This window comes from Pseudoalteromonas sp. SaAl2 (genome assembly GCF_052947895.1).
On the sequence record NZ_CM129605.1, the window covers coordinates 2116050 to 2138964 of the forward strand.

14 protein-coding genes and 3 pseudogenes are annotated in these 22915 nt (G+C 39.2%); 11 read left to right on the forward strand and 6 right to left on the reverse strand.

The genetic code is table 11. The features are described 5' to 3' along the window. Positions 1-181: 181 nt before the first annotated feature. Positions 182-1377 (forward strand): annotated as a pseudogene (locus tag ACU8V8_RS10180) (Bcr/CflA family efflux MFS transporter). A gap of 35 nt (positions 1378-1412) precedes the next feature. On the opposite strand, the gene grpE reads toward ACU8V8_RS10180, so the two are convergent. Both grpE and ACU8V8_RS10190 read right to left on the reverse strand, forming a co-directional pair. Continuing rightward, the gene (gene grpE / locus ACU8V8_RS10185; RefSeq protein WP_087533658.1) at positions 1413-2021 is read right to left on the reverse strand and encodes a nucleotide exchange factor GrpE; all 609 of its coding nucleotides are present in this window, start codon (positions 2019-2021) and stop codon (positions 1413-1415) included. Positions 2022-2079: 58 nt separating this feature from the next. Next, positions 2080-3046: pseudogene (locus tag ACU8V8_RS10190) on the reverse strand (HrcA family transcriptional regulator). Between the two features lie 105 nt (positions 3047-3151). On the opposite strand from ACU8V8_RS10190, the gene nadK reads away from it, so the two are divergent. The 7 genes from nadK to ACU8V8_RS10225 all read left to right on the forward strand — a co-directional run bounded on the left by nadK (position 3152) and on the right by ACU8V8_RS10225 (position 11355). Further along, on the forward strand, positions 3152-4036 hold the full coding sequence (gene nadK / locus ACU8V8_RS10195; protein ID WP_446887389.1) for an NAD(+) kinase: 885 nt from the start codon (positions 3152-3154) through the stop codon (positions 4034-4036). 78 nt (positions 4037-4114) lie between these two features. Then, positions 4115-4672 (forward strand): hypothetical protein, encoded by a 558-nt coding sequence (locus ACU8V8_RS10200; RefSeq protein ID WP_446887390.1) that lies wholly within the window; start codon positions 4115-4117, stop codon positions 4670-4672. A gap of 215 nt (positions 4673-4887) precedes the next feature. Further along, a complete protein-coding gene (recN, locus tag ACU8V8_RS10205; protein ID WP_446887391.1) occupies positions 4888-6561 on the forward strand; it encodes a DNA repair protein RecN in 1674 nt (557 codons plus the stop codon). 41 nt (positions 6562-6602) lie between these two features. After that, complete coding sequence (locus ACU8V8_RS10210) at positions 6603-7025, forward strand: hypothetical protein (RefSeq protein ID WP_290210784.1); 423 nt, start codon at positions 6603-6605, stop codon at positions 7023-7025. A gap of 98 nt (positions 7026-7123) precedes the next feature. After that, positions 7124-7447 (forward strand): hypothetical protein, encoded by a 324-nt coding sequence (locus tag ACU8V8_RS10215; RefSeq protein WP_446887392.1) that lies wholly within the window; start codon positions 7124-7126, stop codon positions 7445-7447. Positions 7448-8156: 709 nt separating this feature from the next. Beyond that, positions 8157-9326, forward strand: coding sequence for a HamA C-terminal domain-containing protein (locus ACU8V8_RS10220; protein ID WP_446887393.1), 1170 nt, complete (start codon positions 8157-8159; stop codon positions 9324-9326). Beyond that, complete coding sequence (locus ACU8V8_RS10225; protein WP_446887394.1) at positions 9319-11355, forward strand: DEAD/DEAH box helicase; 2037 nt, start codon at positions 9319-9321, stop codon at positions 11353-11355. Before ACU8V8_RS10220 ends, ACU8V8_RS10225 begins: the two co-directional genes overlap by 8 nt. 240 nt (positions 11356-11595) lie before the next feature. Here ACU8V8_RS10225 and ACU8V8_RS10230 read toward each other — a convergent pair whose 3' ends face one another. From ACU8V8_RS10230 to gltB, 4 genes are all read right to left on the reverse strand, one after another. Then, on the reverse strand, positions 11596-12099 hold the full coding sequence (locus ACU8V8_RS10230; protein ID WP_446887395.1) for a GNAT family N-acetyltransferase: 504 nt from the start codon (positions 12097-12099) through the stop codon (positions 11596-11598). Then, a complete protein-coding gene (locus tag ACU8V8_RS10235) occupies positions 12090-12356 on the reverse strand; it encodes a type II toxin-antitoxin system TacA family antitoxin (RefSeq protein ID WP_256826770.1) in 267 nt (88 codons plus the stop codon). Before ACU8V8_RS10235 ends, ACU8V8_RS10230 begins: the two co-directional genes overlap by 10 nt. Before the next feature lie 528 nt (positions 12357-12884). Further along, positions 12885-14300 (reverse strand): FAD-dependent oxidoreductase, encoded by a 1416-nt coding sequence (locus ACU8V8_RS10240; protein ID WP_446887396.1) that lies wholly within the window; start codon positions 14298-14300, stop codon positions 12885-12887. A 9-nt stretch (positions 14301-14309) separates the two neighbouring features. Next, entirely contained in the window at positions 14310-18767 is a 4458-nt protein-coding gene (gene gltB, locus ACU8V8_RS10245; RefSeq protein ID WP_446887397.1) for a glutamate synthase large subunit, read from the reverse strand. Positions 18768-19579: 812 nt separating this feature from the next. Between gltB and ACU8V8_RS10250 the strand changes: the two genes are divergently transcribed. The 3 genes and pseudogenes from ACU8V8_RS10250 (at position 19580) to ACU8V8_RS10260 (ending at position 22908) form a co-directional block, all read left to right on the forward strand. Beyond that, positions 19580-20833 carry an efflux RND transporter periplasmic adaptor subunit gene (locus ACU8V8_RS10250; protein WP_446887398.1) on the forward strand — a complete coding sequence of 418 codons (1254 nt, stop codon included), beginning with the start codon at positions 19580-19582 and terminating at the stop codon, positions 20831-20833. A gap of 45 nt (positions 20834-20878) precedes the next feature. Next, complete coding sequence (locus tag ACU8V8_RS10255; RefSeq protein ID WP_256826774.1) at positions 20879-21589, forward strand: ABC transporter ATP-binding protein; 711 nt, start codon at positions 20879-20881, stop codon at positions 21587-21589. Between the two features lie 3 nt (positions 21590-21592). Beyond that, positions 21593-22908: pseudogene (locus tag ACU8V8_RS10260) on the forward strand (ABC transporter permease). Positions 22909-22915 lie beyond the last annotated feature (7 nt).

Consider the following 22915-nt stretch of genomic DNA (forward strand, 5'->3'; position numbering starts at 1 on the left):
CCTCAAGCATATTCAGTAACTTAGACATTAATAATAATATAGCAAAACATGCCTTAATTTAATATTACTACGGCACTTCTATTTACTTAATTTTAATAATGATTACTTAGCACGCAAACTAAGTTCCGTGTTCTAATATTGACTGCTACAATAGCGGCTCTTTTCATTTCTCGAGTGGATCATGCACATTCAAGACTCTTTTAGTAAGCGTATTTTACTTCCCCTGCTCGCCAGTATTGTTGCAATAACACCATTGGCAATAGATATGTACTTACCTGCTATGTTGGTCATTGCGAACGACTTAAATACGACTATGCCTAATGTACAAATATCGCTTAGTCTTTATTTAGCGGGTTATGCTTTAGGCATGCTCTTTTTTGGCCCAATTGCCGACCAACTTGGCCGCCGTGTGTTAGCTAAAACAGGATTGGCTCTATTTGGTATAAGCTCCCTCGCTCTCGCTTTTTGCAATGATATTCATATATTTTGGGGTCTTCGTGTTGTGCAGGCCTTTACAGGAGCAGCAGCAACGGTTGTAGTGCCTGGTATTATTCGCCATATTTATCAAAAAGACACGGCAAAAGGTATGTCATATGTATCGATGATAATGATGGTCGCGCCACTTATAGCTCCGACGGTCGGCTCTATGATTTTAGGCTTTTCACAATGGCAAACTATTTTTATTGTACTGGCAAGTTATAGCTTTGTTATCTTAGCACTGGCACAAATACACTTAATTGATATACCAATTTTCAAAAGCCCACTCAAAGGTTTTGCGCTCTTTTTGATAGCTACAAAACCGTATTTAGCAATAAAGATGCCCGAGCAGACATAGCCAGTTCGATGTTTGTCTCATTTGGCTTTTTTTGTTTTTTAACTGCAGTTCCGTTTGTGTACCTCGACTACTTTAAAGTCTCAGAACAGTTGTTTGGTTTACTGTTTGCTTTTAATGTCATGGCCTTAATGTTTGGTAACTTTTTAAATACCCGGTTAGTACCACGTATTGGCTCACGAAAAATGCTTTACTATGGCTTATTTGTCGGGTTTATTGCTGGTAGCTCGTTACTGAGTTTTAGTATTTTACACTTATCCTTGTATTTTATTGTTGCGGCTATTGCGCCATTAATGATGAGTTTAGGTGTCATCGCAAGTAATGCTGATGCTCTTATCTTAATGAAATTTGAAGAAAAGTCAGGCACTGCAACAGCGGTGATTGGTACTTTACGCTTTGGCAGTGGCGCCTTGGTGGGGCCAATTCTAGCGCTTATGCACGCGCAAAGTGCAGTACCGTTTTCAAGCCTAATGTTTAGTGCTTTAGTGCTTACTTTAATTGCCCAATTGTGGCACCGAGCGAGAAACAAAAAAAATGCCTCATGATGGATGAGGCATTTTTTCAAACTGTGAGTAACAAATTATTCTGCAGCTTTAGACACCATCACCATGGCAGGGCGTAATAAACGACCATTCAATGTGTAGCCTTTTTGCATTACCGCTAGCACTGTATTTGGTGATACATCATTACTTGGCTGGATAGACATGGCTTGATGAAACTCAGGGTTAAACTGCTCTCCTTGTGGGTTAACAATTTCAACACCAAATTTTGCAACCGCATCATTAAAGCTCTTAACCGTCATATCAATACCTTCAAGTAACGGCTTTAACGTTTCATTTTCTTTGTCAGAAAACTCAATAGCACGTTCTAGGTTATCAATAACAGGTAGTAATTCGTTTGCAAATTTCTCTAAAGCAAATTTATGCGCTTTCTCTACGTCTTGTGCAGCACGACGACGAATATTTTCAACATCAGCAGCAGCACGAACTACGCCATCTTTTTGATCATTGATAGTTTGCTTTGCAGCTTCAAGCTCAGCGTATAGCATCGCAATTTCAGCTTCTGGACTTACTTCTTCAGCTTCATGTGCATCTGCGGCTTCTACTGCGGCTTCGACATCTGCTTGCATTTGATCTAATTCTTCGTTGAGTTCAACTTCTTGCTCTGGTGATTTTGTCTGCTCAGACATAATTTAAGTACTCCAATTCTTTACAATTGCGGTAATTATGGGGATTGAATCAAAAGATTCAAGAGTCAGATGACTCGATTAATCTAAATTCTTGTATGATTGCTTCAATTTGCGCCGATTTAGGGCAAATAACACAAAATCGACTTTGATATTCTTGATTCTGAAAATACGGCACACTGATCACCATTAATTCATCGCAATCTGTAAATGGCAGTTGATCTGTATTAAGCACAGATACGCCATTTTTAAAAGCCAGCTTATCTTCTACAAAATTTAAGAACGACACGCCAATGTTTAAACTTTGTTGGCAATCGATTTGTCGATACAGATAATTCTCACCAACTACAATGCTATTGTCTGAACCCAGCTTTTGGCTCAATTCTCGCGTCCACTGATTTAATGAATCATGACAATTACGCGGTGCAGTATTGGCCATTGCCTGCATCCGATACAACCCTTCCATTAAGGTTTGTTGACTAAATACCGTATTTAACCACGTAGCGAACTGGTATCGCACAGTATCTGAAGCATCATTGGGTTTGTGAATACAAATATTATGACTTTGACCTGCTCTATCGAGTAATAAAATAAGCCAGTCGTTGCTATCAAAATCGAGCACTTCTACTCTAAATACATGTTGCGAGCTTACTTGCGGTAAGCCAACACAACAACACACTTGGTATTTTTGACTTAGTCCATGCGCCAACTCAACCAATTGCGCCTGAGCGGGATGCCAATATTGAGCAATATCAGTTAACGGAAAAAAACTCACTTAGCCAATAATCAAATCCCGCATTTGTTGGGACGCGCCCCGCAGAAGTATGTGGTGAATATAACAGCCCGACCTTTTCAAGGCGTGACATAGCATTACGCACCGTTGCAGAGCATACAGCCATGCCTTTTTGCTTAGCAATACGGCTTGAAGCCACAGGTAAACCTTCACCATTACAATAAAGACTCATTACGGCGGAAAATATTTGCTGATCTCGCGGATTTAAATTCATAGTATCTACATCTTGCTGCATATAGAGTATATCGGGGCAACGAGAAGTTATTTCAAGACTCTGAGCTTTTCAAAGCGATCATTTTTGAGTTACCCTAGCGATATCATAATTTATTGCGTAAATATCATGGAATCACCGTTTAAAACCATAGGCTTAATTGGTAAAGCAAATCACGACGGCGCCGCTGCAACCTTACAAAGACTCTATATATTTTTAAATGCCTTAGGGTTTAACGTGATTGTGGAGCAACGCACAGGGCATCAACTTGCCGAAGTACCCAAAGATAAGCTTGTCAAATTGATCGAACTTGGTGAGCGAGCTGATTTAGCCATCGTGGTTGGTGGTGATGGTAATATGCTTGGCGCAGCACGCGTATTGGCGCGATTTAATGTTGCCGTGATTGGTGTGAACCGAGGTAACTTAGGATTCCTGACAGATTTAAACCCTGAAGGTTTTGAAGCCAGCCTTGAACAAGTACTTAGTGGCCAATACATAGAAGAAAACCGCTTTTTACTTGAAGTCGAGGTGTATCGCCATGAAGAGCTTAAAAGCGCCAACTCAGCAGTAAATGAAGCGGTATTACATGCTGATAAAGTCGCTCACATGATTGAATTTGAAGCTTTTATTAACGACGCATTTGTATTTTCGCAACGCTCTGATGGGCTTATTGTATCCACCCCAACAGGTTCAACTGCTTATTCGCTTTCTGGCGGTGGGCCAATTTTAACACCTGAACTTAACGCTATTTCATTAGTACCAATGTTTCCGCACACCCTTTCAAGCCGCCCATTAGTAGTTGATGCCGATAACGAAGTACGACTAAAGCTAAGCTTAGAAAATACCGACAGTCTACAAGTCAGTTGCGACAGCCATGTGGTTTTAGCTGTACTCCCAGGCGATGAAGTAGTCATTAAAAAGGCGGATAAAAAACTGAGATTAATTCATCCTAAAGACTACTCTTATTATCACGTTCTACGAACGAAGCTTAATTGGGGTAGTCGTTTGTATTAATTTTATTGCACTTACCCATACTTTAGAGCAAAATATTAAAAAACAATATAAATACCTTAAATGGGAAATAAAGCCGATATGACGTACGTTGTATTTTTAGCTTTGCTGTTATTAATTACATTATTAGGTACCTACCTTGTTATTGAAAATAATCGCCGCAAAGCACGCGAAGCTGAAAAGCGACAGTTTAACAACCGAGTGATTGAAGTTACGAATAATTTAAAAGCAAAGTTAAATGAGTTTTGCGCAGCAAAAATTATAAAACCAAAATATATAGCCCGCATTCAGGTGATTGCCAGTAACTTTTTTGTTGTGCAACCACACACAGATGAAAACTTACTATACCTAGAGCGCATTGTTGATTCACTAATAAACACGGTTAATAGTGAACTGGCAAAAACCTACGTGACCGGTGAGCGTGGTCAGTTATCAGAACAACTGTCGTTATTTGTGGCCGAGTTGCCGTATGGCGGTATTGAGTACAACCGTACATTTTATTATGAAATTCTCCCTTCTCTTATAAAAACCTTGGAGTCAGCAGAGCTTAGCGGCAATGGCGATGACTACATAACAACAACGGATAATAACAACAATTCAGCAGAACAAAATAACAGCATACATAGTAATATTGCATAACGGGTTGGGTGAGCAATTCACCCTGCACTAATGATTTAAAAGTTATCTATATTACTCAACTACCTATTACAGTTTCTCCTGCCACATTTAGCCCTTCCACTGTTCATTGCCCTTTCTAGTATGTATATAAAATTTGAATTAATTTAAAAATTTAATTTGCAAAAAACCAAAACACTGTATAAATTAACAGTTAATTGGCTGGATGGATAAACAGTATGTTAATTGGATTAGAAATAAAAAACTTCGCAATTGTAAGCAACCTGAGCACTGAGTGGCACAGTGGCATGACAGCAATAACCGGTGAAACAGGTGCCGGTAAATCGATTGCTATCGATGCCCTATCTTTATGCCTAGGAGAACGCGCAGAGGCCTCAGCTGTTCGCCCTGGCACAGAGCGGGCAGAGATTTGCGCACAATTTGATATCACTGCATTACCAAATGCAGTTCAATTTCTAGAGCAAAATTTACTATCCAATGATGACAAGGAATGCTTGCTGCGCCGCGTTATTTGTAAAAATGGCCGCAGCAAAAGTTATATTAATGGCAGCCCTGTCACGGCAGCTCAATTAAAAGAGTTAGGCCAACATCTTATTTCGATTCATGGTCAACATGCCCATCAGCACTTATTGAAAGCGGATCATCAACTGCATTTGCTAGACGCTTATGCTGGGCATATTGAACTTGTTGATGCTGTGCGAAGTAAATATCGACATTATCAAAGTTTACAAAAAGAGTTCACTGCGCTTGAACAAGCCCAGCAACAGCAAGCTGCGCAAAAACAATTATTAGAATATCAAGTCGCTGAATTAGACGAATTTGCCCTGCAACAAGGTGAATTCACCGCTATTGAAGCAGAGCACCATAAGTTAAGCCACAGTCAAACAATTCTTGAATCTTGCCAGCGTGAGCTACAACACTTATATGAAAGTGATGAGCAAAACGCATGCTCTATTTTACAACACAGCGCCCAACGCTTTGCAGAGCTTGCCCACTATGATGCTAGCTTAACAAGTGTTGCTACCTTATTAGAAGAGGCGGCTGTTCAAGTAGAAGAAGCAAGCCGTGAAATCAGAAACTACGCCGAGCAAACGGAGCTTGACCCTAACCGCTTAGTTGAGGTTGAAGAGCGTTTAAGTGGCGCCATGGATCTTGCTCGCAAACATCATATTAAACCTGAAGAGCTGGTTGATTTTCACCAATCAATTAGCCAAGAACTTGAATCAATAAGCCACAACTCTGACAGGCTCGAGCAGCTAGCACAAGAAATTGAAGACGCACTTAGTACATATCAATATGCCGCTGATGAATTAAGTGAAAGCCGCTTGCAAGCTGCAATGACATTAAACACCTTGATCAGCGCTAGTATGGCAAACTTATCTATGGAGAATGGCCAATTTGAAATAGCCCTAAAAAAAGAGCCAGAGCGTGCGCCTAATAGCCTTGGTTTTGACTCTATTGCATTTTTAGTATCAACCAACCCTGGGCAACCACTACAGCCTTTATCTAAAGTAGCATCTGGTGGTGAGTTATCGAGAATTAGCTTAGCGATACAGGTTATTATTGCGCAAAAAGTGACAACACCGACCCTGATTTTTGATGAGGTAGATGTGGGTATTTCTGGCCCAACGGCCTCAGCGGTAGGAAAATTATTACGTCAACTGGGTAAATCAACCCAAGTTATTTGCGTTACTCACTTACCTCAAGTGGCAAGTTCAGGGCATCAACAGTTTTTTGTTGCCAAAGAAATCGCCGATGGCGAAACGTTTACCCATATGCAAAGTTTAAATAAAAATGGCCGTATTGATGAAATTGCCCGCTTGCTCGCCGGCGATAACATTAGCAAAATGGCCCGGGCAAACGCTAAAGAGCTTATTTCTGCCCACGGTTAAGCTCAGTACTTTGTTTAATAACTCATAATGAATAGACGAAAATGATAAATAACACCACACTCAAAACTAGCGCGATCACGTTTGCCTTCGTGCTTTTAACCGGCTGTAAAGACTATATTCAACAATCAAGCGCGCTCACGGCCATAAATTGGCAGCCGTTTATAACGTTGTCATTTATTTGTATTTTGCTCACTCCAATACTGAGTTTACTGCTCTTTGGTTTTAGCTTTTTTAAACATTTAAAGTTTAAAGCCAATCTGCAACGCTTTTTACATGGCTCGTTAGTGTTAATGTTAGCGCTTGCATGGTTAATCGAGCTAAACACCACTAACAGTGCACAAAGCCGCTTTAATTTAGTGAGTACCTTAATTGCATTAACAGTGCAAATGAGCGTGGTGTTATTTGCTTTTATCTCGCTCAACAAACAACAAAAACTACATAATCGAGCAAAGAATTTTTTGTAATCTTTTATGTACAGGAAAATATAAATACATTTAATTTACAAAATTGACACATATTAAAACGCCGCTTACACTCAATAAAAATTAAAATCACGGAGTGAATGATGAACGCAACTCTTGCAAAAGTAACCCAACTAAAAACAAGTTACGCAACAATACAATTAGGCGCTGCAAAAGCTGATGGACGTTTAACGTTAACCGAGCATTTACTCCACTTTGAAGCCCTTAATAAACAACTAAACTTAGGCAGTTACGCCATTAAACGCGACACCATAGCACGCGTTGAAAGGTGCTCAACAAAAGCAGCAGGCATAATCCCCATCGGCAACACAGGTATCAAAATTACCACCAAAGATCACCACAGCCTAGAGTTCATCATCGCAGAACCTGATGCCTGGCTACAAAGCTTGCAAGCTAGTCATTGAAAAAAGGTTAAAGATACGAGGTTCTAGGTTAAAGGTGCTAGGCAATAGGTCCTAGGCGCTAGGAAAGCCAAAATAACTCTGCGTTAAATTTATCACCGTAGGTTGGGTTGAGTGCAACGAAACCCAACAATCAATATTAAAATTATAGTTGCGGCTTAAGCCGTGAAGTAAACAGTCTCACTTAGACACAATGATTTAAGGCTTAATGATGGCTTTGTGCCATAATCAGACATCCAGAGATAACTCATTTCTGCCCTAAAATGAGTTAAAGTAAATACTCTAATGTCTACTTATAGCAAGATGAGAGCTCTTACTCTCTATCGAGATTGGGTAGTTCATTCCTAATGCCAGCACGAATATTGCTTCAGCCAATAACCTCCTTACAAAACTTACCACCTACAAAATGTTATGAAAGTCAATTAGGTTTGTTTAATACAACTCAAGCTTATATGTTAAGTTATTCCGCTACCGAACGTTGAAATTATTTGCTTTTCTGATAGTTTTAACATAGTTATCATTGGGGATTAACTTATATTAATTGGGGTTAGCGATAGCTAATTTTTAATGGTATACGCAAGTTATCTTCAAAATCGTGTAAACAAAATGTACTTTCTTCTATATGATTTTCAGTAGGAATGTTATCAAAGCATTCAGCTGAGGTTGTTAATTATAAAGCGCAATAAATAGGAAATTGAACAAAAGGATCTTAATGAAAGTATTAATGCATTTTACAACTGCACATCGTGTATTTAGATTGTTTTCTAGGGCTGGGTCTTACACCTTCACGCATAAAGAGAGAATTAAAAAGGTATCTAATTTTTACGACCAGTTTCATAGATCACAGAGTCGCTTGTATTTTATTGTTAGTTACTTTGATTTAAGTGCAGGAACCACCTTATACAGTGTCTCTAATATACACTTTGATGAAAAAACAAAAAATTTCATGCATTCACAAGTCTCACTAAGTACCAAAAATTTAATTTGTAATGAATTAGGGCTCAACGGGTCAAATACATACGATAATGAATCGTTTTATAGAACTCTCACTATTGAAGGAAGTGAAACTGAATTTGAAAACAACAAAAAAGATAGTGATTTAAATAAAATTAAAATGAAATTTTTTACGTGGGATGAATTACTTGATTGTAAAGATGTTCTATTTGAAGAAATTAATGAAAAAATCTTCAATAAAGAAAATGTTCTTAAAATTGCAAGTACTTATTCGCCATCCCTTAAATGTACTGAAGATCTAATGCAAAAAAAATATTTTGATGCATTAAAGAGTATAGGGTTTATATCTAAATATGGAGTCAATACTTCACATACAACTTTACACGGCGATATAGGCGAGTTTCTAATGCATACTATGCTTAGTCAATTTTTGTCTGAAAAATCTTCCGAAAAATATATTTACCCTAAACTCGTTTTTAAAACCTCACCTAAAATGCCTGTATATGGTAATGATGGAACCATTTATTTAAAAGATAAAAAAGAAATTTATTACTTAGAGGCTAAGTTTTACAGTAATTTAAACACAGCCATTAATAAAGCCGTGGATTCACTAAGCGAACATAATGAAGTAACTCAAGAAGAATTAAACCATAGAATAGAATTATTTCGTAATATAAAGACTGACAACTTAAACGAAGTAATTGAAATAGATGAGAATGTATCAGAAAATTTGGTTTTGTTTTTAATTTGTGACAATTACAACGAATACGACGACATCCTGAATATTATTAAAGATAATGCAAAATTAAATGATTTAAAGACTAATTTTAATATTGTTGTTTTTGTTTTACCTATTCTTAATAAAAATGACTACCTCAAGCTCTTTAATGAGAAAAGTAAAATTGTATGGGATAATTTAAATGCTTAATAAATTTGATGAAAATATGAATCTTTTACGGAGTCATTTGTTAAAGGGGATATATAGTGGACAAGTCATATCAGAAGCTGAATTGAATTTAAGTGATCTATCAATTTACTCTCAAAACAGAACTTTCTTTTCAAAAATTAATAATGCAGTTAAACAATCTTTGTTAGACGAAGAAATTATTCTTACAAATGAACAAGTTGAATGTTTAAATATATTAAATGACAATAATTTGTTTCTAAGCGCCCCTACAAGTTTTGGTAAGACCTTCATTGCACTAGAGTATATCGCCAGGAACAAACACTTATTAGATAATATAATATTTGTCGTTCCTACTATTTCATTAATGAATGAATTGCGGAAGAAGTGTTTTAATTTTTTCAACGAGAACTACATATTAATTACATCTGATGCAGAGCTTGATCAATATAATGATGTGGCTAAAAAAATTATGATAGTGGTCCCTGAAAGAATTAGCAGTAAGAAATTCAAGGAATATATTAGCAAGGCAAACATTGATTTACTTGTATACGATGAAATCTACAAGCTTAAATATGAAGCTAAACAACAAGAGACGAATAGTAGAATCATTAAAATGAATTCTATCTATAAGTACTTAATAAAAGAATCACGAAAGATATTGTTGCTTGGCCCTTTCATAAGAAATGTAGATTTCTTCAAAAGCGATATTAAAATTGTCAAATTTATTACGAATTTAAACCTTGTTTATAACGAAATTAAGCTTAATAAATCGACCGCCATTTTTAAAAATCATGATGAAAAAAAATTTGTTTACTTTAAGTCACCAAATAGTATCACGTCATTTATAAATAAAACTGACTTAATAAATGATGAAGACCATTTTGATAACTTTGATGAGGATATTATTGATTGGATATCCGAGAACATTCATCCTGAATGGTATTATTCTATTTATTTAAAAAAAGGAATAGGTATCCATCATGGAAGAACACCTTTATTTCTAAGAAAGTATATAGAAAATGAATATTCAAAGCCAGATGGTTGTATACATACAATACTTTGTACAAGTACATTGATGGAGGGCATAAATACTCCAACTAATAAATTAATCATATATGATCCACCCCGTGGAACATTCGAACTGAATAACCTTATAGGGAGGGTTGGTCGGCTAAACCCTAAATCACCTCAAATAGGGAAAATTTATATTTATGATGAGGAAGTCCTAGATCTTTATAAGCCTGATCAATGGATTGATTTAAAAATACTATATGAAACCGATGAAGTAATTACAGATAGCCCTGAAGATGAAATCTTATACTTGGAAAAGTCTTCCAGTGATGGAGTACCAGAAAAAACAATTCAAGAATTAAAAGAATCTTTAGCCGATAAATTTGGTATAGATCTATCCGAAGTTATAGATTCTGAAATTGAAATAAGTTTATTGATTGAATTTATAAATATATATGATGAAATAACAACCCATGAAAAAGAATGGAATGTTATCCACGATATAAAATTTAGACTACTTAGAAAAGATGCGTCATTTGTAAGAGGGTTAGAAGTTAAGAACTACTCATTTAACTCCCAAAGCAGTCATATTTTTGATGCTGTTTATTCTTTAATGATTAACGATGGGTTATTGAAACCTGTAATTGATAAATTTGTTAATAAATATAAGCCCAGCGTTGTTGATATTAATAAATTTATTGATACGCTTTTTCAAATTGATGAATTTATCAAATTTAAGATGACGAAAATCATAGGTATATATGAGTTATTCAATAGTAAAAATTTGTTTGACAAATCAAATAATAGAGCATTTGTTCAAAGTGTTCATATGATAGAAAGTTATTTGGATTCAACGGATGGCTATGAACGAATTTTAAATGATCTAGGAATCCCACAAGAAGATATCGTTAAGATTGCAAGTGAGGTAAGTAAAATGAAAGACATAGTTGGAACCGAGAATAAGTTAAGACAGACTATGGAAAAAGATTTTTTTAATTACCTATCTCCATTTAGCAAACGAATTATTCAATCTTTATAGACTATTATCTTTTTATTTTATATTTTTATAATGACTACGAGATCTTCTAATCCCTTTAGCTAACTCATTTTTGTCCAAAAATGAGTTTGACCGACTGTCTGTTTCACGCTCAAAGCCGACCTTTAGAGCATTTACAAGCGCAAGCTGTGTGAAAACGATGATCACTTTTATTTGCCGCACTTGTTTAAGTTTTCTGACTAGAAGGAGTAATTTTTTTGGAAAGCTTCTGATCCTGTAAACTTATGCTTTCTGAGCAGCTTCAATATCCTTTATTCTAGCCATAAGCGTCATCGGGTCAAATGTGGATTCTTTGAAGCCAAATCTCGTGTAAAAATCTTTTGCTGAATCGTCGATAGCGTGAACAAGAATACCCGCCCCACCAACTACATTCATAGCATAAACAGATCTTTTGACACAGTCTTTAAGAAGGCCAACACCAATGCCTTTTCCGTGATATGAGTCATTGACCGCTAATCTCGCAAGAACGATCATTGGAATTGGGTTGGGGCTGTTTCTTCTTAGGGCGGCAATCGCACCTTCTCGTTGAACAGAACCCATAGCAATAGCATAATAACCAATTACCTTTGTAGTGATAGAATCAGTGACTATATAAACTTTTGCGTTATTTCGTTGTTGGCTCTTGAGCGCCTTTTTTACTAACCAGTCATTTAGCTCAGGTCTGCCACAATCAAAATCAGATAAATCGTGAGTTTCGCTAAGCAATTCAGGTGCAGTTATTCCCAAGGTGATTTCCTATTCATCAACTCTACCATACCTTTATTAGCCGTTGGTTCTGCGTCTAACGCTTGCTCAAATGCAGCAAAGGCTTGTTCATCCAAAGCAAAATCTCTTTGTGAAGCTATAACTTGGTATGCTTCACAAAGCGCTGCTTGTTGAATAAATACCGAACGGTCAACCTTTAGTAAATTAGCCGCAGCATCAATGATATTACGAACAGACGGTTCTACTCGCATATTTATAGGTGCAGTTTTAGTAGCCATATTAGCTCCCGTATATTAATTAGATATACAAATTGTAGTGTATCTATTGGATATACACAAAGATTAAATTATTTTTAATCGTCTAGCTCAGGTATATATGGAATAAACACTAAAACGATAGAGATTTTTTACCCTTAATTTAAATTCCTACAAACCATTATGGAGCAGAAACGAACTTACCCGAGTGACCCAATGTGGTGGTACCAAGCTGTCTGCGTTTTACCTCTACGACTTAAATATAATCTTAATATCTACTCTTAAGCGCAGCGCCTCTTAACCTCTTTGTGAATATCACTTAAATGGCTTTCCTAAATTCAGTTCAGTGATATAGAAGTATTTGATAATGCTGAGCCTTGATGCAGACTGCTTGTCTTTTTTTTCGTTGGGTTTCGTTATATTCAAGCCAACCTACGGCGCTTAATTTAACACCGAGCAAGCTTAAAACTGACAGCTTAAGGCTCTAAAATCCTAGCCATAAAAAAAGCAAGCCATCGGGCTTGCTTTTTACATTCTTAAACCTTCAAAGCATTACACTTTTAAGTAGTCCATGATCCCTTCTGCGGCGTTACGCCCTTCAAAGATTGCGGTTACTACTAAATCAGAGCCGCGAACGATATCGCCACCAGCAAAGATTTTTGGATTTGTCGTTTGATGAGTAAATTCGCCCTGCTCCGGTGCGTTGATTCCGCCCCAGTGGTTAATTTCAACATCGTATTTTTCTAACCAATCCATTTTGTGTGGTTTAAAACCAAATGCCATCAGTACTTGATCTGCCTCGATAACATGCTCAGAACCAGGCACAACTTCAGCGCGGCTACGGCCGTTTTCATCAGGTTCACCCATTTGAGTTTTAACCATTCTGACGCCAGCAACATGGCCTTTGTCGTCAAGCTCAATACCTGTAGGTTGTACGTTAAAGGTAAATTCTACGCCTTCTTCTTTGGCATTTTTAACTTCACGCTTTGAACCAGGCATATTTTCTTCATCACGGCGATAGGCACAAATTACTTTGTCAGCGCCTTGACGAATCGATGTACGAACACAGTCCATCGCTGTATCACCACCACCGAGGACCACAACTTTTTGCTTAGCCATATCGATGTACGCTTGGTTTGTTTCGTCATAGCCCATTACACGGTTAGTATTACCGATTAAGAACGGCAGTGCATCATGTACACCTGGCGCATCTTCATTTTCAAGGCCTGCGCGCATACTTTGATACGTACCTACACCGAGGAACACTGCGTCATAGTCTGCTAAAATCTCATCCATGGTGATATCAACACCCACTTCAACGTTAAGTTTAAACTCAACGCCCATTTCAGTGAATATTTCGCGGCGCTTTTGCATCACTTCTTTTTCAAGTTTAAATGAAGGAATACCAAAAGTTAATAACCCACCAATTTCAGGGTGACGGTCAAATACCACAGGCTTAACACCGTTACGTACTAGAATATCAGCACAACCTAGACCTGCAGGACCTGCGCCAATAATGGCTACTTTTTTATCTGTCCATGTCACATAGGACATGTCAGGCTTCCAGCCCATTTTAAATGCCGTGTCAGTAATATACTTTTCGATATTACCGATAGTTACTGCACCAAACTCTTCATCTAACGTACATGAGCCTTCGCATAATCTATCTTGTGGACAAACACGTCCACATACTTCAGGCAAACTATTCGTACGGTGAGACAGCTCTGCGGCCTCTAAGATACGGCCAGTACGAATTAACTTTAACCACTGTGGGATATAGTTATGTACTGGGCATTTCCACTCACAGTATGGGTTACCACAATCTAAGCAACGATCAGCTTGAGAGTTTACTTGAGTCTCTGAAAAGGGTTCGTAAATTTCAACAAACGATTTCTTACGTGACGAAATAGGTTTCTTACGGGGATCAACCCGTTGCACGTCTATAAATTGATATACATTCTCGCTCATACTACCCCCTTACTGTGCTTGAACACGAAGTTCTGCACTACTGCGAGCGCGATGCCCGAGTAAACTTTTCACATCACTTGATTTTGGTTTAACTAACTTAAACTTAGGTAAGTAAGCTTCAAAGTTCGCTAAAATATTCTCTGCTCGGCTTGAGCCTGTTGACTCTAAGTGCTCTGCAATCAGGCCGCGTAAGTGCTCTTGGTGAGAGCTCAGTTCGTCCAATAACACAACTTCAACCAGCTCTGGGTTAATGCGTTTTTCAAAGTCGTTACGCTCATCTAAAATATACGCAAAACCACCTGTCATGCCGGCACCAAAGTTAACACCCACGTTGCCAAGTACACACACCACACCGCCAGTCATATATTCACAGCCGTTATCACCTAAGCCTTCTACAACCGCTTGCACACCTGAGTTACGCACAGCAAAACGTTCACCTGCACAACCTGCTGCAAATAATTTACCGCCTGTTGCGCCGTACAAGCAGGTATTACCCGCAATAGTTGCTTTATGACTTTCAAATGATGAACCCAATGGTGGACGAATAATCAACTTACCGCCTGCCATGCCTTTGCCAACATAATCGTTCGCATCGCCGACTAACGTCATCTCAAGGCCACCAGCATTCCACACACCAAATGATTGACCAGCAGTACCGTGTAATTCAATTGATACAGGATCAGCTGCCATACCTTGGTTACCGTGTTTATCGGCAATATAGCCTGATAACATTGCGCCCACAGAGCGGTCGGTATTACAAATACGATTAACCAGTGAAATACCTGTGCTTTCGTCAATGGCTTGCTGTGCTTTTTCCAATAACGTTTCGTTTAATTTACCTAAGTAATGTGACGAGTTTGGCACGCTACAATAAAGTGTTTCACCCGTTAGGTTATTTGGCTGCGCAATCACAGATGATAAATCAATCTTTTGTTGCTTCGCAGTTTTGCCTTCAATCGCTTCAAGTAAATCTAAACGACCAATTAAATCAGTTAAATGGGCAACACCTAGACTTGCCATGATTTCACGGGCTTCTTGGGCAATAAACTTAAAGTAGTTCATCGCCATTTCCGGCAGACCATGATAATGCTTTTGACGCAGTGTATCGTCTTGTGTTGCAACACCGGTCGCACAGTTGTTTAAGTGACAAATACGTAGGTATTTACAGCCTAGTGCAACCATAGGTCCGGTACCAAAACCAAAGCTTTCAGCACCTAAAATAGCCGCTTTGATGATGTCTAAGCCCGTTTTTAAGCCGCCATCAGTTTGCAAGCGAATACGATGACGCAGACCATTTTCAACCAGTGCTTGTTGCGTTTCTGCAAGACCAAGCTCCCATGGGCTACCTGCGTATTTAACAGATGTGAGTGGACTTGCGCCGGTACCACCGTCATAACCTGAAATAGTAATTAAATCGGCGTAGGCTTTGGCAACACCCGTTGCAATCGTACCCACACCTGGCTCTGATACGAGTTTGACCGAGATCAGGGCTTTCGGGTTCACTTGTTTTAAATCAAAGATTAGCTGAGCTAAATCTTCAATTGAGTAAATATCGTGATGCGGTGGAGGCGAAATAAGCGTCACACCGGGTACTGAATAACGCAGTTTAGCAATATACGGCGTTACTTTTTCACCAGGTAACTGACCACCTTCGCCTGGTTTTGCGCCTTGCGCCACTTTGATTTGAATAACATCAGCACTGCGTAAGTAATGCGGTGTAACACCAAATCGGCCTGAGGCAACTTGCTTAATGCGCGAGTTTTTCTCTGTACCGTAGCGGAGTTTATCTTCACCACCCTCACCTGAGTTCGAACAACCGCCTAAACGGTTCATTGCAATGGCCAGCGCTTCATGCGCTTCTGGTGACAATGCACCAATACTCATTGCTGCTGAGTCAAAGCGTTTATAAAGTTCTGTTGCAGGCTCTACATCATCAATGCTAATGCCTTTTTCTGGCAGTTTCAGCGACAACATGTCGCGCAGTGTTGAAATTGGGCGTTTGTTCACTAAATCAGCGTACACGTTATAATCTGAGTAATCACCTGAGCGCACTGCTTTTTGCAATGTTTGAATAACGTCTGGGTTATACGCATGGTATTCACCACCGTGAACATATTTTAATAAACCACCATGACTTAGTAGCTTACGCTTACTGAATGCTAACTGGTGCAGTTTACGCTGGTCTTCATCAAAGTCGCTAAAACATGCGCCCTTAATTCGACTAGCTACGCCATTGAAACACGTATCAACTATTGTGTCTGACAAACCAACCGCTTCAAACAACATGGAACAGCGATATGACGCAACGGTACTGATACCCATTTTCGACATGATCTTATAAAGCCCTTTGTTTATCGCATTACGATAAGCCAAAGTTACTTCACAGTAGCTCTTATTGATCACTTTAGAGTCACTCATCGCAACCAGTGATTCATAAGCAAGGTATGGGTAAATCGCCGTTGCACCAAAGCCAATTAATACCGCAAATTGATGTGCATCACGCACGCTGCCGGTTTCTATGATGATGTTTGATTCACAACGTAGATTGTTATCTACAAGGCGTTTTTGTACAGCACCTACCGCCATAGCAGCAGGAATAGGTAATCTATCTTCGTCAAAGTTACGGTCGCTTAAAAACAGCATTACACAACCGCCAGCGGCCTTTTCTTGTGCTTCATCACAAATACGGGTGACCGCATCCGCGAGACCTTCTTCTTTGCTGTAGGTAATATCAATTTTGCAATAGCTGTAGTGCGCTTGATCGGCACTTAATAACTGTTGCATATCTGCATACATCAAAATAGGTGTATCAAATTGTAAGCGCTTAGCGTGGCCAGTGGTTTCGTTAAACACGTTTTGCTCACTACCAATACAAGTAGCCAGTGACATGACGTGATTTTCACGAAGAGGATCGATCGGCGGATTGGTTACCTGCGCAAACTTTTGGCGGAAGTAATCAAACAACGAACGGTTACCTTCAGATAGCACGGCAAATGGCGTATCATCGCCCATAGAGCCCGTTGCTTCTTGGCCAATTTCACCCATTACACGAATGACACTGTCTAGCTCTTCGTTAGTGAAACCAAACATTTTCTGATATTTCAGTAAAGTTTCGTCGTCAAATGAGCGATTACCCGCGTCCTGCTCTGATAACTTTTCAAACGGTGTTAAGCGTTTAACATTTTCTTCAAGCCATGCTTTGTATGGGTGGCGCGATTTTAAATCTTGGTCAATTTCGTCTGAATGCCAAATTTTACCAAGCTGAGTATCAATAACTAACAGCTCGCCTGGACCAACACGTCCTTTTTCAACCACTTCATCAGCGGTGTAATCCCAAATACCGACTTCTGAGGCAAGTGTAATAAAGCCATCTTGCGTGATCACATAACGCGCAGGGCGTAAACCGTTACGGTCTAAGTTACAAGCGGCAAAACGACCATCAGACATTACAATACCCGCAGGGCCATCCCATGGTTCCATATGCATTGAGTTAAAGTCATAGAATGCACGAAGATCATCATCCATGGCACGGTTTTTCTGCCATGCAGGTGGCACCAGCATGCGCATCGCACGGAATAAATCCATACCACCCGCTAAAAATAGCTCAAGCATGTTATCTAAGCTTGATGAATCCGAGCCAGTTTCGTTAACAAATGGCGCTGCTGATTGTAAATCTGGGATCAGTGGCGATGCAAATTTGTACGAACGTGCGCGCGCCCACTGGCGGTTACCTTGAATGGTGTTAATTTCACCATTATGCGCTAAATAACGGAACGGTTGAGCAAGAGGCCAACGCGGTTGTGTATTAGTTGAAAAGCGCTGATGGAAAACACAAATCGCACTGGTCATACGGATATCAGCTAAGTCTAGATAAAAGTTAGGTAAATCTACTGGCATCATCAAGCCTTTATAGATAGTCACTAACCCAGACAAACTGGCAATATAAAAACCTTCATCATTGCTCAAACGTTTTTCTGCACGACGACGCGCAACGTATAATCGGCGTTCTAAATCTTTTGGACGCCAACCTTCTGGAGCATTAATAAATATTTGTTCAAAGTTTGGTAATTGTTTTTTGGCAATTGGACCTAAACATGAGGCATCAGTGGGTACTACACGCCAGCCTTTAATATTAAGTGTTTCTTTTTCGAGTTCTTCACTCAATATGTCTTTTGCGGTTTGTGCTAATACTGGATCTGGATTTAAGAAAATCATGCCTACCGCATAATTCTTACCTAGATGCCAATTGTTCTCAGCTGCGATTGCGCGAAAAAAGCTATCTGGTTTTTGTAATAATAACCCACAGCCATCGCCTGTTTTACCATCGGCAGAAATACCACCACGGTGTTCCATACGGTCAAGACCGGTGATCGCAGTTCTTATTAAGCGATGACTAGCTTGACCATTGACCTGGGCTATTAAGCCAAAGCCACAATTATCTTTTTCTAATTTTGAGTCGTATAACATAGACCCCTCCCCTTGCTACAACAGCTAGCTATTAAAGATCTTCTCGACGGTTTGCTAGCAGACGGTCAAAACTATCGCCTATCGTATGTAGAGTCAATAAAATTTTGAATACATATTCACATTCTTGAATATTTCTCACTTAAGCGCAACTTTTATATTTCATGCCATTTTTTAACATTTAGCGCCTTTTTAGCCATTATTTTTTTATGACACTGGTGTCATATTTAACAAGTTGTAAAAAAAGCCACACTCAAAATATCCAGTTTACGTAAACGTAAACCACTTGCTTTAGTGAATAATTATTCACGAAGTGTATTTCTAAATCAGAACCTATTTTAAAGCTTTTCAGGCGATAACCTTTTTGAAAAAGCAAATAAAATACGCTCAGTTAGAGTGAAAACTCCGTTGTTTGCTGCAAAGAGCTTATGAATGATGAACTAAATAATGCATAAATATAAAGTTAATAATCTCTGTGTGCATAGATTACGCATAAAAACCCATGACCAAGATCGCTAAATTTGTAACTTACTGGCCTAGCAAACTAACCCAAAGGTAAAGCTAAGCTTTAAAAAGTGTCCGCGGCGGACACTTTTTCTGTCCGCGGACACGAAGAAAAACCCAGAAAAAATAAAAAACACATAAAATACAGCAACTTAAATTTTGGCATGATAATCGGATAGTTAACACTACGTAATTTAAAGGACATCACTATGTTTATTCTCAGTTTATTTTTAGTCTCACCTATCACCATGTTAGCCGTGAGTTTAATGATTACTTACCTTGAAGATTAAACGTATTAAAGAGGAAGCAGCATGATTAAAGATACCAGTGCGCAGGATATTTCTGTCATAAAGCGTCGCCAGTATAAAAAGCCTATCATTATAGCTATAGCACTTATGGCCTTAGTGGCCTTATGTGTTAAAGCATTTATGGGTAATGAACAAGGTACTTTATCAGTTGAAAGAAGCGCCTTACATATAGCCCCTGTTAGTGTTAAAACCCTGACCCGGGATGTTTCTGCCAGCGGCAAAATTGTTGCTGCTAATGCGCCTAAAGTGTATAGCCCAGAACGCGGTTATGTTGATTTAAAAGTAAAAGCAGGTGACAAGGTAAATAAAGATGCGGTGATTGCCATTGTTGACAGCCCCGAGCTCACTAACGAACCAAAGCAACAACAATCAGTGTTAGCGCGCCTTGATGGTGAGTTACAGCGTAAACACCTCGAAGCAAGACGACAAAAACTAAGTTTAACTAAAGCCCTCGATTTAGCGCAAGTTGAGCTCAATGCAGCAGATAGAGAAAATCGCCGGGCAAAACTCTCAATTGAAAAAAGCTTGATCAGCCAAATTGATTTAGAAAAAGCTGTGGATGATCTCGCCCGTGCAAAACTATCATATAAACACGCGGAGCAAGAAGTTGCCCTAGCAAACGATACCCTTGCGTTTGAAATGCAAGCCGCAGAGCGTGATCTAGCCCGCCAACAACTTATTGTAGATGAATTAAACCGCCAAGTAAGCAACCTAACGATTAAAGCAAGTGTTAACGGCATTGTCGGTAATCTTTTAGTGCAACAAAAAGAAGCCGTAAGCCAAAGCCAACCACTGATGACATTGGTTGATCTCAGTAACTTTGAAGCCCAACTTCAAGTACCAGAAAGCTACGCCAATGAATTAGGCCTAGGTATGGATGTTGAATTATTACTCGGCGCGAAAAAAGTAACCGGTACGCTCTCGGCTATTTCACCTGAAGTGAATAACCGCGAAGTCACTACCCGCGTACGCTTTAATAAAGAGCTGACGGGGATCCGCCAAAACCAACGATTAACCGCACGTATTTTATTAGAAAACCGCGACAATGTTTTACAAGTACAGCGTGGCGCATTTATGCAACAAGGTGGAACCTACGTATACAAAGTCAGCGGTGATACTGCACAGCGTGTAGATATAACTATCGGTGCAACCAGTATTAATGCCGTTGAGCTAATTGCCGGTGTAGAGCCTGGCGATGAGCTTATCATCTCAAGCTATGACAATTTTAAAAACGCATCAACATTACTACTTCGCTAGTAAAAGTATGTTGTGTATAAACAGGACAATAAAAAGGACAAACCCATGTTAAAAATGAATAACATCAGCAAAATATACCAAACAGAAATGGTGCAAACTCACGCTTTACGCGATTTTACTTTACAAGTAGACGAAGGTGAGTTTATCGCCGTAACGGGGCCTAGCGGCTCAGGCAAAACCACATTTTTAAATATTGCAGGCATGTTAGAGCCATTTTCTGAAGGTGAGTATCTACTAGATGGTATAGATGTAGGTAAATTAAACGATAATCAACGGGCTGATGTGCGTAACCAAAAAATTGGCTTTATTTTCCAAGGATTTAATTTAATACCCGATCTTAATTTATATGAAAATATTGAAGTTCCATTAAGGTATCGAGGTATTAAAGCTAGCGAGCGCAAACGTCGTATTGAGCAATGTTTAGAGCAAGTAGGTCTTGCTTCGCGTGCTAAACACCTACCTCAACAGCTATCCGGTGGTCAACAACAGCGCGTAGCCATAGCAAGAGCCCTCGCTGGTGAGCCTCGTTTTTTACTTGCCGATGAGCCAACAGGTAACCTTGATAGCCTAATGGCACGTCAAGTAATGGAACTACTCGAACAAATTAATCGTGATGGTGCCACTATCGTTATGGTGACCCACGATCCAGAACTTGCCCGTCGTGCACCGCGTAACATTCAAGTAGTTGACGGCCAACTGGCTGACTTTACCTTGTATCAAGGTGCACAAACGATTAAAAGCGCTGCAGGAGCATAAGCCATGCTATTACATTACCTCGATTTAAGTTGGCGTAGTTTTAAACGTACACCGCTGGTAAGTGCACTCATGGTGCTGGCGATTGCCATTGGTATTGGTGTCACCATGACCAGCTTAAGCGTATACCACATGATGTCGGCAGATCCCATTCCGCATAAAAGTAGCCAATTGTACACGGTACAATTACAAACAATGGATGAAGGCCATACTTGGTGGACAGGTGACGATATTCCTATGCAACTGACTTATCAAGATGCAGAAAATTTATACAACGCACCAATTCCTGACAAAAAAGTGGCGATGATGCGAACTGGTTTCTCTGTCTATTTAGACTCAGATAAAGTTAAACCATTTATTAGCAATGCCCGCATGACAACACCCGATTTTTTTAGCATGTTCGATGTGTCATTTCAATATGGTGGTGTGTGGAGCCAGCAACAAGAACAATCAGCCGCCCCTGTCGTGGTGATTTCAAAAGAGCTAAACGATAAGCTATTTGCAGGAGAAAGCTCAATTGGAAAACTAATCTATTTAGATGACGACAGCTACCAAGTTGTTGGTGGTTTCTTGCCGATTGGCCCCTCAACCTTAAATATTATGACTTAAATAACGGCGCTTTTAATAAAGTAGAAGATCTATTTTTACCATTTAGCTTAATAAAAGCCAAAGAACTTACAAGCTGGGGAAATAGTAATGGTTGGAAGCATGAAGATACCCGAAACTTTGCCGATCGATTGCAATCTGAACAGGTATGGATCCAATTTTGGGCTCAACTTGATACACCAGAGCAAAAATCAGCCTATGGCAACTATCTTATCTCTTATATAGAAGAGCAGAAAAAACGTGGCCGCTTCACTCGCGAAATCCCTCAATACAGCCTGCGCGATGTCAACCAATGGATGGAATACAATAATGTAGTCAGTGAAGATAACAAAATTTTGGTCGGCTTAAGCTTTATGTTCTTAGCCGTGTGTTTAGCCAATATTTTGGGGTTATTACTGGCAAAGTTTTTGCGCAGGGCACCAGAAGTTGGTGTGCGCCGTGCTTTAGGGGCAAGTAAACGGCAAGTTTTTCTTCAGCATTTAGTTGAAGTGGCGATGCTTGGTTTTATCGGCGGCTTGCTCGGTATTATACTCGCACAAATCGGTTTGCTTGGCGTAAGACAAAGTTACGATTATTACGCTAATCTCGCCACAATGGATTTAACCATGCTGCTAAGCGCCCCAGTTATTGCAATATCAACCTGTATTATTGCTGGACTATACCCTGCGTGGCTGGTGTGCAAAACCAACCCTGCTATTTATCTTAAGAGCCAATAAGGAGTTA